We start from the raw sequence: 12,013 nt of genomic DNA, 5'->3' as shown, positions 1-12,013 counted from the left end.
GGGGCCGTCAGGCCGGGCCGACAGGCCCGGCCGACAGGCCCGGCCGACAGGCCCGGCCGACAGGCCCGGCCGTCAGGCGAAGAGGCGCTCCAGGACCACCGCGATGCCGTCCTCCTCGTTGGACAGCGTCAGCTCGTCGGCCACGGCCACCAGCTCGCGGTGGGCGTTGGCCATCGCGACGCCGTGCGCCGCCCACGCGAACATCGGGACGTCGTTCGGCATGTCGCCGAAGGCGATCGTCGACGCCGGGCCGACGCCCAGCACCTGCGCCGCCAGGGCCAGCCCGCTCGCCTTGCTGACGCCCGGCGGCTGGAGCTCCACCGTGTGCTCCCCCGCCATCGTCACGTTGACCATGTGGCCGACGACCCCGCGGGCCACCCGGGTCAGTTCGTCGTCGTCGAGCTCCGGGTGCTGGAGCAGCACCTTGTTGATCGGTGCGGTCCACAGGTCGGACCGACGCGGTACCCGCACCGTCGGCAGGTGCGGGTGCGGCATCCGGTAGCCGGGCGCGATCAGCATCTCGGCGTCCACGCCTTCCCCGTCGACCGCCGCGTAGACCTCTCCGATCTCCGCCTCGATCTTCCCGAGCGCCACCTCCGCCAGCTCCCGGTCCATCTCCACGGAGTGCAGCAGGCGCCCGCGCGCCGTGTCGTACACCTGCGCGCCCTGCCCGCACACCGCGAGCCCTGTGTAGCCGAGGTCGTCCAGGACGTGCCGGACCTGCGGGACGGGGCGTCCGGTGACGATGATGTGCTGGGCGCCGGCGGCGCGCGCCGTCGCGAGCGCCGCGTAGGAGCGCGCGGAGACGGTGTCTCCGGCGCGCAGCAGGGTCCCGTCCAGGTCAGTGGCGATCAGGGTGAAGGGGAGGGCCGAAAGCGGAGCGGAAGTCACGGCGCAAGGATACGGACCCCATTGGACAAGTCCTACAAATAGAGCCCGAATCCGGCCTCCCACAGGTCCCACTGGGCACGTAACGTATCAACCAGCCACCGGGACACCCCCGGACCGCGTCGAAAGCGAGGCAGTACCCCATGCCCCAGCAGAGCCCCCTCGATGTCCCCGAGGGCGACCCGTTCGGGCCGCACAACCTCCCGTACGGCGTCTTCTCCACCTCCGGGGAACCCCGCCGTCGCATCGGTGTGCGCATCGGCGGACACGTGCTCGACGCGGGGGCGGCCGCTACCGCGCTCGGTTCCCCGTACGCGGCGCTGCTCGGGCAGGCCTCGCTCAACCCGCTGCTGGCCGCCGGCCGCACCGCCTGGCGCGACGTGCGCCGCGCGCTGACCGCGTGGGTGACCGACCCCGGCCACCGGGAGACCGTCGAGCCGCACCTCCTCCCGCTCGACGCCGTCACCCTGCACCTGCCGTACGAGGTCGCCGACTACGTCGACTTCTACGCGAGCGAGCACCACGCCACCAACGTCGGCAAGATGTTCCGCCCGGACGGGGACGCGCTGACCCCCAACTGGAAGCACCTGCCGATCGGTTACCACGGCCGTTCCGGCACGATCGTCGTCTCCGGCACCGACGTCGTCCGCCCCTCCGGGCAGCGCAAGGCCCCCGCCGACCCGGCGCCCGTCTTCGGCCCGTCCGTCAAGCTCGACATCGAGGCGGAGGTCGGCTTCGTCGTCGGCACCCCCTCCGAGCTGGGCCGCCCGGTGCCGCTGGCCGAGTTCGAGGACCACGTCTTCGGGCTGTTCCTGCTCAACGACTGGTCGGCGCGCGACATCCAGGCCTGGGAGTACGTGCCGCTGGGCCCCTTCCTCGGCAAGTCCTTCGCGACCTCCGTCTCCGCCTGGGTCACCCCGCTGGAGGCCCTGGACGCGGCCCGGGTCACGCCGCCCGCCCGCGACTTCCCGCTGCTGCCCTACCTCGACGACGCCGAAGCCGACCGGCCCGGCGGCTTCGACCTGCACATCACCGTTTCCATCAACGGGCAGGAGGTCGCGCGGCCGCCGTTCGCGACGATGTACTGGACCGCCGCCCAGCAGCTCGCGCACATGACCGTCAACGGCGCCTCCCTGCGCACCGGCGACGTCTACGGCTCGGGCACGGTCAGCGGCCCCGAGGTCGCCCAGCGCGGCTCGCTGCTGGAGCTGACGTGGAACGGGCGCGACGCGATCGAGCTCGCCGACGGCAAGCGCACCTTCCTTGAGGACGGCGACACCGTCACCCTCACCGCCTGGGCACCGGGCCCCGAGGGCACCCGGGTCGGCCTCGGCGAGGTCACCGGCCGCATTGTGGGATCCCGCTAGTCCGCCCCTCGGGACGAACGGCCTCACCGGGGTGGCGGATCTTTCCGCCACCCCGTCGTCGTAGCAGGTCACAGCCCTGCGGATGAGGGCGCGCGGTGGCGCAACACTGCGGCAACACCACCGGCCGGAAGCCGTCGGTATGTTCCCTGCCATGCCAGCCGAACGCATCCGTGAGCACACCGTCCCGGTCGCCGCCGCGCGCCGGCGGCGACTGCGCGCGGACCAGGCGCGGCAGCTCGCCGACCTGCTGCGCCACCAGATCCTGGCCGGCGGGTACCCCGACGGCGTCCTCCCCCTGGAGGACGCCCTCGCCGCCGACTACGGGGCCGGCCGCAACACCGTCCGCCAGGCCCTCGACCTGCTGCGCGGCGAGCGCCTCGTCGAACGCCGGCCCGGCGTCGGTACCGTCGTCGTCTGCGAGAAGTACCCGCACGGCCTCGACCGGCTCCAGGGCCTGGCCGAGACCCTGCACGAGCACGGCCGGGTGACCAACGAGGTCCGCACCGTCGGTCCGGTGCGCGCCCCCGCCCCCGTGGCCGCCCGGCTGCGGCTTCCCGAGCACGCCGACGTGCTCTACATCGAGCGGCTGCGGCGGCTGAACGGGCTGCCGCTCTCCCTCGACCTCACGTACGTCCCCCTGGACATCGGCGCCGAACTCATCGGCTGCGACCTGGAGAACACCGACGTCTTCCGGCTGCTGGAGTCCCTGACGGGACAGCCCCTCGGCCACGCCGAGATCACCCTTGAGGCCGTCAACGCGGACGCGCACTCCGCCGCCGTCCTCCAAGCCCCGCGCGGGGCCGCCGTGCTGATGCTGGAGCGGCTCACCCACCTGGGCGACGGCCGGCCCGTGGACCTGGAGTTCATCCGCTTCCGCGGCGACCGGATCACCATGAGCGGCGTGCTCCGCCGCTCCCTCTGAGCCCCTTTCCCCACCCCTTTCCTGGAGACAGCCATGCCCGTGGTCCCCCAGCGCGGCGACGTGCCCGTGACGATCGACGAGTCCCTGTGCATCGACGGCTGCACCCTCTGCGTCGACATGTGTCCGCTCGACTCGCTCGCGATCCACCAGGACAGCGGCAAGGCCTACATGCACGTGGACGAGTGCTGGTACTGCGGCCCGTGCGCCGCCCGCTGTCCCACCGGCGCGGTGACCGTCAACATGCCCTATCTCCTCCGGTGATCCCGATGACTCCGGTGACTCAGGTGACCCCGGTGAAAGGCCCGCTTCCCATGTTCCGTACGAGAGCCCTCGCACCCGCCGCCCTGCTGCTCCTCGCCCCGCTGGCCACCGCGTGCGGCGGGGACGCGGCCGGCGCGGACGGCCCGGGGACCGTGACCGTCACGGTCGGCTACCAGTCCAAGACCGTCAACACCGTCACCGCCGGCACCCTGCTGCGCTCCCTCGGCTACTTCGAGCAGGAGCTCGCGGCGCGCGGCAAGAAGGACGGCATCACCTACAAGGTCGACTGGCAGGACTACGCCACCGGTGCGCCCATCACCGCCCAGATGACCGCCGGCAAGATCGACATCGGCTCGATGGGCGATTTCCCGCTCCTGATCAACGCGGCGCGCGGCAAGGAGCTGGGGCAGCCCACCCGGCTCGTCTCCGTGACCGGCTACAACCTGCGCGGCGGCCTCAACACCATCGTCACGGCGCCCGGCGCGAAGCTCGAATCGCTGGCCGACCTGCGCGGCAAGAAGGTGTCGACCTCGGTCGGCTCGGCTGCCGACGGGACCCTGGTACGGGCCCTGCAGCGCGCCGGGATCGACCCGGCCACCGGGATCCAGAAGCTCAACCAGCAGCCCAGCGTGGGGGCTTCGGCACTCCAAGCGGGCAGCGCGGACGCGCTGTCGCAGTTCGTGGCCTGGCCGGGGCAGCTCGCGTACGAGGGCAAGGCCAAGGCGCTCTACGACGGCGCCGAACTGAACCTGCCGACCTTCCACGGGGTCACGGTCCGGCAGGGGTTCGCGGCGCAGCGGCCCGGCGTGCTGGACGACTTCCTGCGGGCCCAGCGCAAGGCGACCGACTACCTGCGGACCCGGCCGGTCGCGGCGGCCGAGTCGGTGGCGAAGGACACCGGCCTGCCGGCGGAGGTCGTCTACCTCTACAACGGGTCGAACGGGATCGCGACGTTCGACCCGGCGCTGCGGCCGGAGCTGCTGGCGGCGCTGAAGGAGGACGTACCGGTCCTCAAGGACGCGAAGCTGGTCGGCGACGTGGACGTCGACGGGTTCGTGGACCCGGCGCCGCTGAAGCGGCTCGCGGCGGACCTGGGACCGGACTATCCGGTGGCCGCGGCCGCCCGACCGGAGCTGTGGCTGAAGAACGAGACCGCCACCCGGACCTTCGACACCCCGGCGGCCCTGCTGAAGGCCCTCAAGGGCGCGGACGTCCGGGCGGCGTACGTCCCGGACGCGGTGACGGGCACGCTCTGGTTCGCGGACAAGGCGGTCTGGGTGGCGGAGGGCTCCGAACTGCGGGCGTTCGTCACGCCGGCGGGCGCCAAGGCGTACGTCGACGGGCACCAGGGATCCGGGGCGCGGATCGTGAGCTTCGCCGAAGCCGGAGGCATCGCGTCATGACCCCCGGGCGCCGGCTGCTGCGCGTGGCTTCGCTGGGGGTGGCCCTGGCGGTCTGGCAGACGCTGACTTCCCTCGACGTGGAACTGTGGCTGCGGTTCGGGCAGTTCCCGACGGTGACGGAGGTCGCGGCGAAGCTCGCCGAACGGGCCTCGACCGGGCCCTACTGGCAGGACCTGGCCGACAGCCTGCGCCGCATCGTGTCGGGATTCGCGCTGGCCGCGGTCCTGGGCGTGGCGGTGGGCACGGCGATCGCCCGCTCGCGGGTGGCGGCGGACGTGCTCGGCCCGGTGCTGGAGGTGCTGCGGCCGATCCCGGCGATCGCGTTGGTGCCGGTGGCGATCTTGCTGTTCCCCTCGAACGAGCAGGGGATCGTGTTCATCACCTGCGCGGCGGCGTTCTTCCCGGTGCTGGTGTCGACGCGGCACGCGGTGGCCGCGCTGTCCCCCGTCTGGGAGGAGGCCGTCCTGACGATGGGCGGCGGCCGCGGACGGGTCCTGCTGTCGGTGGTCCTGCCCGGCGCGCTCCCCGGGATCTTCGGCGGGCTGTCCGTCGGGATCGGGGTGTCGTGGATCTGTGTGATCTCCGCCGAGATGATCTCGGGGGAGTACGGGGTGGGCTACCGCACGTGGCAGGACTACACGGTGGTGGACTACCCGGGCGTGTTCGTCGGGATGGTGACGATCGGGGCCCTCGGCTGGCTGACGTCGACGGCGGTGGAGCGCACGGGCCGCCGCCTGACCCGCTGGCTCCCCACCCGCGCCCCGGGCTCGGCCCTTGCGTCCCCCGGCCCCCCGGCCCCCGCCGAGGGGCCGCACCCCGGGTCCGCCACTGCGTCAGCGGACCCGGGGTCCGCGGACGGATCCGCCCCGCCCGGCGGCCGGCACCTGTCCGGCGTCCGCTCGCCGTGACCCGCTGCGCGGAGCCCTGCCCCACCCCGCCCTTCCCCCGTTCCCACCCCGGCCACCGCTGGGAGGTGCTTTCAGGGCTCGGCCCGGACGCGTTTCGGTGCGGCGCCGCGGACGGGGTGCCCCCGGCCCTCCCCCGGCCACCGCCGGGGGGACCCCCAGCGCCTTCCGCGCCGGCGGGGCCGGATCGACCTGGCGGCCCGGACGGGCGCGGCGCCGGGCCCCCGGGCACGGGAGCGGAGCCGGGCGTGAGCGGCGCCGAGACCGGCCCGTCGGAACTGCAACTCGAAGGAGTGACCATGACCACCGCGACCACCACCGGCGCAGCCTTCCGGCTGCACGGTGTCCGGCTCGGACACCCGGGGAACACCGTGCTCCGGGGACTCGACCTCACCGTCCGGCCCGGCGAGGTACTGGCCGTCGTGGGGCCCTCCGGCTGCGGGAAGTCGACCCTGCTGCGCACGCTGGCCGGGCTGCTGCCCTCCCGGGGCGGGGCCGTGGAACAGGACGGCCGTCCGATCGGGGGCCCGCACGCCGACCGGGCGCTCGTCTTCCAGGAGGACGCCCTCCTCCCCTGGCGGACCGCCCTCGCCAACGTCGAACTCCCGCTCGCCATCCGGAAAGAGCCCAAGGCGGAGCGCCGCCGCACCGCCACCGAGTGGCTGGGCCGTGTCGGCCTCGCCGACCACGCGCACAGGCTTCCGCACCAGCTCTCCGGCGGACAGCGCCAGCGCGTCCAGCTGGCGCGCGCCCTCGCCGCGCGCCCGCGCGCCGTGCTCATGGACGAGCCTTTCGGGGCACTCGACGCCCAGACCCGCGCCGGGATGCAGGACCTCCTGGTCGACGTGCTCGCCGGCACCGGGGCGACGGTCGTCTTCGTCACCCACGACGTGGACGAGGCCCTCTTCCTGGGTGACCGCGTCGTGCTCCTCGCCGCCGGCGCGCTGCTGGACGTACTCGACGTACCGCTTCCGCGCGAGCGGACCGCGGACCACTCCGCCCTCCGGCGCCGGATCCTCTCCTCCCTCTGACCTCCAACTCCCCAAGGACCCCACCATGGACATCCCCGCGATCGCCGACGCCGAGGAAATCTCCTGCGACGTACTCGTCATCGGCGGCGGCACCGCCGGCACGATGGCGGCGCTGACCGCCGCCGGGCGCGGCGCGCGGGTCCTGCTGCTGGAGAAGGCGCACGTGCGCCACTCCGGCGCCCTCGCCATGGGCATGGACGGCGTGAACAACGCGGTCGTCCCCGGCCGCGCCGAGCCCGACGACTACGTCGCCGAGATCACCCGCGCCAACGACGGCGTCGTCGACCAGTCCACGGTCCGCCAGACCGCCACCCGCGGCTTCGCGATGGTGCAGCGCCTGGAGTCGTACGGCGTGAAGTTCGAGAAGGACGAGCACGGCGAGTACGCGGTCCGTCGGGTGCACCGCTCCGGCTCGTACGTGCTCCCGATGCCGGAGGGCAAGGACGTCAAGAAGGTCCTCTACCGGCAGCTGCGCCGCCGCGAGATGCGCGAGCGGATCCGGATCGAGAACCGGGTGATGCCGGTTCGCGTCCTCACCTCGCCCGAGGACGGCCGGGCGATCGGCGCCGCAGCCTTCAACACCCGTACCGGGGCCTTCGTGACGGTCCGCGCGGGCGCCGTGATCCTCGCGACCGGCCCCTGCGGCCGGCTCGGACTCCCCGCTTCCGGGTACCTGTACGGGACGTACGAGAACCCCACCAACGCGGGCGACGGGTACGCCATGGCCTACCACGCGGGCGCGGCCCTCACCGGGATCGAATGCTTCCAGATCAACCCGCTGATCAAGGACTACAACGGGCCGGCGTGCGCGTACGTCGCGAACCCCTTCGGCGGCTACCAGGTCAACCGGCACGGCGAGCGGTTCGTCGACTCCGACTACTGGTCGGGGCAGATGATGTCGGAGTTCGCGGCCGAACTCGCCTCGGACCGGGGCCCGGTGTACCTGAAGCTCAGCCACCTCCCGGAGGAGTCCGTCTCCGCGCTCGAATCGATCCTGCACACCACCGAACGCCCCACCCGCGGCACCTTCCACGCGAACCGCGGCCACGACTACCGCACGCACGACATCGAGATGCACATCTCGGAGATCGGGCTGTGCGGCGGCCACTCGGCGTCGGGCGTGCGCGTCGACGACCACGCGCGCACCACCGTGCCCAGGCTGTACGCCGCCGGGGACCTGGCGTCCGTACCGCACAACTACATGATCGGGGCGTTCGTCTTCGGCGATCTGGCGGGCGAGGACGCGGCGCAGTACACCGCGTACGAGGGGCCCCTCCCGGCGGAGCAGGTGGCAGCGGCGCACGAGCTGGTCTACCGGCCGCTGCGCCGGCCGGACGGGCCGCCGCAGCCGCAGGTGGAGTACAAGCTGCGGCGGTTCGTCAACGACTACGTGGCCCCGCCGAAGACGGGGGCGAAGCTGTCGCTGGCCGTGGAGGCCTTCACCCGGATGGGCCGCGAGATCGAGGAGATGGGGGCGCGGACCCCGCACGAGCTGATGCGGTGCGCGGAGGTGTCCTTCATCCGGGACTGCGCGGAGATGGCGGCGCGGGCCTCGCTGGCGCGGACGGAGTCCCGCTGGGGCCTGTACCACGAGCGGCTCGACCACCCGGAGCGCGAGGACCCGGCCTGGCTGCACCACCTGGACCTGCGCAAGTCGGCTTCGGGGGCGATGGAGTTCACGGCCCGCCCGGTGGAGCCGTACGTCGTCCCCGTCCCCGAGTTCACGCCGACCGGCGGGGCTTCGCGGCGCCTGGGCGAGGTGGAGCTGGTCGGCGTGGCGACGGCGGGGCCGCGCGAGGCGGTCCCTGCCGCCGGCGGCCTCCTGGTGGTGGCGGAGGCCGGAGCCACCGCCACCGCCACCGCCACCGCCGGGAACGACGGCGCGGCCGGAACCGCCCGCCCTGCCGGGACCCCCGCCACTACGGGGACCGCGGCCGATGCCGGCCCGGCCGCCGAACCGGCCCCGGTCCCGGTGCCCGCGGAGTCCGCAATCACGGTCGCGAACGCGGCCCGGAGCGGACCCGCCGCCGACGCGGCCGAGGCCGCGGTAGGCAGCGGCCCCTCGCCCCGGATCCTCGAACTCCTCGCCCTGGCCGAGGAGTCCCCGGACCTGGCGGCCTTGCGGCCGTACCTCACCGACCCCGATCCGGCGGTAAGGGCCGGCGCCGTGACCGCCATCGGCGAGACCGTCCCGGCGGGGGCGGGCCCGGACCTGGCGGCCCGCCTCGGCGACGCGGATCCGGCCGTACGGGCGACGGCCGCGGCCTCGCTGCGGGAGCTGCTGGAGGTCCTGCCCGGTGATCCGGAGCTCGGGGCCGCCCTGCGCGCGGCACTCGCCGTAACGGACCCGGTGGTGCGCGCCGCCGCCCTCGAAGCCCTGCGCGCGCTGCGCCTCGGCGACGCCGCCCTGTACGCGCAGTCCCTCGTGGACCCCGACCCGGAGGTCCGGATCCACGCGGTGCGGGCGCTGGTCTCGGTGGACGCCGTCCCGGCCCTCGCGCGGGCGGCGGCGGATCCGGCGCGGGAGGTCCGGGTGGCGGTGGCGAAGGGCCTCGCGGCGGTCCACGCCCCGGCGCCGGCCCCGCTGGACCCGCTCCTGTCCGATCCGGACCCGCTGGTCAGGGGCGCGGCCCTGGCGGCGCTGGCGGCGACGGGCTGCCCCGCGCCGTACGCCGCCACGGCCGCGGCAGCCCTGGCCGACCCGGCCTGGCAGGTCCGCGCCGGCGCGGCGACGGCCCTCTCGGCAGCCGCCCCGGACACCGCCGTACCCGCACTGGCCGAGGCCCTGAAGGACGAGAACGCGGACGTCCGCAAGGCCGCGGTCCTCTCCCTGCGCACCCACCGCGGCACCCCGGAGGCCCGCAGGGCCCTGGCCACGGCCACCTCCGACCCGGACGCGGACGTCCGCGCATATGCCGTTCGTCTGTGACTCCGGCACATTGTCAACAGACGACCGTGCGCTCACACGTGTGGGCGGTCCGGAGCAGATGTCCGGCGATACGCTGAACGGACTGGCGAGACTCGGCTCATGGGAGCACCGATGAACCCGGAACACAGCTGGCCGATCCCGCCCGCGGGCGGCTGGACTGCCGATGACCTGGACACGCTTCCGAATCTGCCTCCGCACACGGAGCTGATCGACGGGAGCCTGATCTTCGTGAGTCCGCAGACGCTCTTCCACTCGCGGGCCGTCACCTTCTTCGAGAGGCAGATCGAGTCGCTGGTCCCGGAAGGCCTGGAGGTCCTCCGCGAGTTCACCATCGACATCGATCGGCATAACCGCCCCGAGCCTGATGTCATCGTGTGCCGTGAGGACGTCGTCAACGACCTGGCCCAGACCCGCCTTCCGGCCGAGGCGGTCCTGCTGGCGATCGAGGTCGTGTCTCCGGAGTCCATCGACCGTGACCGCGAGACCAAACCGGTCGCGGCCGGCATTTTCCACGACCGGCTGAAGGTCTCCGACCCCTTTCCCATCGACCTGGATCTCACCGGGATCATGCCGAAGCGGCGGCGGCCGGAGTAGTCCCGCACACGGCGCAGGGCCCGTCCCCCGGAGGGGTCGGGCCCTGCGCCGTGCATGACGGTCAGCGGACGAACGTGCTCGCCTGGCCCGCCAGGTCCAGGAAGTACTGCGGGGCCACGCCCAGGACCAGGGTGACGGCCACGCCGACCGCGATCGTGGTCATCGTCAGCACGGACGGGACGGCCACCGTCGGGCCGTCCGCCTTCGGCTCGCTGAAGAACATCAGCACGATCACCCGGATGTAGAAGAACGCGGCGATCGCGGACGAGATGACACCGACCACGACCAGCACCCCCGCGCCGCCCTCCGCCGCCGCCTTGAACACGGCGAACTTGCCGGCGAAGCCGGACGTCAGCGGGATGCCGGCGAAGGCCAGCAGGAACACCGCGAACACTGCCGCCGTGAGCGGGGAACGGCGACCCAGGCCCGCCCACTTGGACAGGTGCGTCGCCTCGCCGCCCGCGTCGCGCACCAGTGTGACCACGGCGAACGCGCCGATCGTCACGAAGGAGTACGCGGCCAGGTAGAAGAGGACGGACTGCACGCCCTGTGCGGACGTCGCGATCACACCGGCCAGGATGAAGCCCGCGTGCGCGATCGAGGAGTAGGCGAGCAGACGCTTGACGTCGGTCTGGGTCACCGCGATCACCGCGCCGGCCAGCATCGTCACGATCGCCACGCCCCACATCACCGGCCGCCAGTCCCACCGCAGGCCGGGGAGGACGACGTACAGCAGGCGGAGCAGCGCGCCGAACGCGGCGACCTTCGTCGCCGCCGCCATGAAGCCCGTGACCGGGGTCGGGGCTCCCTGGTAGACGTCCGGGGTCCACATGTGGAACGGGACCGCGCCGACCTTGAAGAGCAGGCCCGTCAGGATCAGCGCCCCGCCGATGAGCAGCAGTGCGTCGTTGCCCATGGTGTCGGCGAGTGCCGGGTCGATCTTCGTGACGGTGCCGTCGACCACGTCGGCGATGGTCGCGTACGAGACGGAGCCCGCGTAGCCGTAGACCAGGGCGATGCCGAAGAGGAGGAAGGCGGAGGAGAAGGAGCCGAGCAGGAAGTACTTGACCGCGGCCTCCTGCGACATCAGGCGCTGGCGGCGGGCGACCGCGCAGAGCAGGTACAGCGGGAGGGAGAAGACCTCCAGGGCCACGAACAGCGTCAGCAGGTCGTCGGCCGCCGGGAAGATCAGCATGCCGGAGATCGCGAACAGCGCCAGCGGGAAGACCTCGGTGGTGGTGAAGCCCGCCTTGACGGCGGCCTTCTCGCTGTCGCTGCCCGGCACGGAGGCCGCCTGCGCGGCGAAGGAGTCCACCCGGTTGCCGTGGGCTGCCGGGTCCAGGCGCCGCTCGGCGAAGGTGAAGACCGCGACGATCGAGGCGAGCAGGATGGTCCCCTGGAGGAACAGCGCCGGGCCGTCGACGGCCACGGCGCCCATCGCCGCGATGTGTGCCTTGTCGCCGCCGTACCCGCCGGCGGCGAGGCCGACGACCGCCGCGAAGGCCGAGGCCAGTGCGGCGACGGCGAGGAACACCTGGACGTAGTAGCGGGACTTGCGCGGGACGAAGGCCTCGACGAGGACTCCGATGACCGCCGCGCCCACCACGATCAGCGTGGGCGCGAGCTGTGCGTACTCGATGTGCGGGGCCGGGATCCGGTCGGCCGGTTCCGCGGCCGCCAGCGTCAGCAGCCCTTGGGCAGCAGCCATGGTGC

Annotated in this window: 10 protein-coding genes; 8 read left to right on the top strand and 2 right to left on the bottom strand. The window is 73.3% G+C overall.

Going from position 1 to position 12,013, the window contains the following annotated elements; genetic code table 11:
* Positions 1 to 72: 72 nt before the first annotated feature.
* Entirely contained in the window at positions 73 to 891 is an 819-nt protein-coding gene (locus tag OG974_RS24585) for an HAD family hydrolase (protein ID WP_327284845.1), read from the bottom strand.
* Positions 892 to 1,031: 140 nt separating this feature from the next.
* On the opposite strand from OG974_RS24585, the gene fahA reads away from it, so the two are divergent.
* The 8 genes from fahA (at position 1,032) to OG974_RS24545 (ending at position 10,300) form a co-directional block, all read left to right on the top strand.
* Positions 1,032 to 2,255 carry a fumarylacetoacetase gene (fahA, locus tag OG974_RS24580; RefSeq protein WP_327284844.1) on the top strand — a complete coding sequence of 408 codons (1,224 nt, stop codon included), beginning with the start codon at positions 1,032 to 1,034 and terminating at the stop codon, positions 2,253 to 2,255.
* Positions 2,256 to 2,406: 151 nt separating this feature from the next.
* The gene (locus OG974_RS24575) at positions 2,407 to 3,177 is read left to right on the top strand and encodes a GntR family transcriptional regulator (RefSeq protein ID WP_327284843.1); all 771 of its coding nucleotides are present in this window, start codon (positions 2,407 to 2,409) and stop codon (positions 3,175 to 3,177) included.
* 33 nt (positions 3,178 to 3,210) lie between these two features.
* Positions 3,211 to 3,438, top strand: a complete 228-nt coding sequence (locus OG974_RS24570) for a ferredoxin family protein (protein WP_327284842.1) — start codon at positions 3,211 to 3,213, stop codon at positions 3,436 to 3,438.
* A gap of 50 nt (positions 3,439 to 3,488) precedes the next feature.
* On the top strand, positions 3,489 to 4,841 hold the full coding sequence (locus OG974_RS24565; RefSeq protein ID WP_371644493.1) for an ABC transporter substrate-binding protein: 1,353 nt from the start codon (positions 3,489 to 3,491) through the stop codon (positions 4,839 to 4,841).
* Positions 4,838 to 5,749, top strand: coding sequence for an ABC transporter permease (locus OG974_RS24560; protein ID WP_327284840.1), 912 nt, complete (start codon positions 4,838 to 4,840; stop codon positions 5,747 to 5,749). The genes OG974_RS24565 and OG974_RS24560 overlap by 4 nt, the downstream gene beginning before the upstream one ends.
* Before the next feature lie 296 nt (positions 5,750 to 6,045).
* A complete protein-coding gene (locus OG974_RS24555; protein WP_327284839.1) occupies positions 6,046 to 6,777 on the top strand; it encodes an ABC transporter ATP-binding protein in 732 nt (243 codons plus the stop codon).
* Between the two features lie 25 nt (positions 6,778 to 6,802).
* A complete protein-coding gene (locus tag OG974_RS24550) occupies positions 6,803 to 9,706 on the top strand; it encodes a fumarate reductase/succinate dehydrogenase flavoprotein subunit (protein WP_371644491.1) in 2,904 nt (967 codons plus the stop codon).
* 99 nt (positions 9,707 to 9,805) lie between these two features.
* On the top strand, positions 9,806 to 10,300 hold the full coding sequence (locus tag OG974_RS24545) for a Uma2 family endonuclease (protein ID WP_329314286.1): 495 nt from the start codon (positions 9,806 to 9,808) through the stop codon (positions 10,298 to 10,300).
* A 61-nt stretch (positions 10,301 to 10,361) separates the two neighbouring features.
* Here the strand turns inward: OG974_RS24545 and nuoN are convergent, their stop codons facing one another.
* The gene (gene nuoN / locus OG974_RS24540; RefSeq protein WP_327284836.1) at positions 10,362 to 12,008 is read right to left on the bottom strand and encodes an NADH-quinone oxidoreductase subunit NuoN; all 1,647 of its coding nucleotides are present in this window, start codon (positions 12,006 to 12,008) and stop codon (positions 10,362 to 10,364) included.
* Between the last annotated feature and the right edge of the window lie 5 nt (positions 12,009 to 12,013).

It is taken from the genome of Streptomyces sp. NBC_00597, assembly GCF_041431095.1.
Lineage (GTDB): Bacteria > Actinomycetota > Actinomycetes > Streptomycetales > Streptomycetaceae > Streptomyces.
Note: the sequence above shows the minus strand (reverse complement) of the source record. Positions and strands in the feature narration are given on the sequence as shown.

Bases quoted from the DNA above. Each gene is read 5' to 3' on its own strand.
- fahA (WP_327284844.1), top strand. From the start codon at position 1,032: ATGCCCCAGCAGAGCCCCCTCGATGTCCCCGAGGGCGACCCGTTCGGG.
- OG974_RS24575 (WP_327284843.1), top strand. From the start codon at position 2,407: ATGCCAGCCGAACGCATCCGTGAGCACACCGTCCCGGTCGCCGCCGCG.
- OG974_RS24570 (WP_327284842.1), top strand. From the start codon at position 3,211: ATGCCCGTGGTCCCCCAGCGCGGCGACGTGCCCGTGACGATCGACGAG.
- OG974_RS24565 (WP_371644493.1), top strand. From the start codon at position 3,489: ATGTTCCGTACGAGAGCCCTCGCACCCGCCGCCCTGCTGCTCCTCGCC.
- OG974_RS24560 (WP_327284840.1), top strand. From the start codon at position 4,838: ATGACCCCCGGGCGCCGGCTGCTGCGCGTGGCTTCGCTGGGGGTGGCC.
- OG974_RS24555 (WP_327284839.1), top strand. From the start codon at position 6,046: ATGACCACCGCGACCACCACCGGCGCAGCCTTCCGGCTGCACGGTGTC.
- OG974_RS24550 (WP_371644491.1), top strand. From the start codon at position 6,803: ATGGACATCCCCGCGATCGCCGACGCCGAGGAAATCTCCTGCGACGTA.
- OG974_RS24545 (WP_329314286.1), top strand. From the start codon at position 9,806: ATGGGAGCACCGATGAACCCGGAACACAGCTGGCCGATCCCGCCCGCG.
- nuoN (WP_327284836.1), bottom strand. From the start codon at position 12,008: ATGGCTGCTGCCCAAGGGCTGCTGACGCTGGCGGCCGCGGAACCGGCC.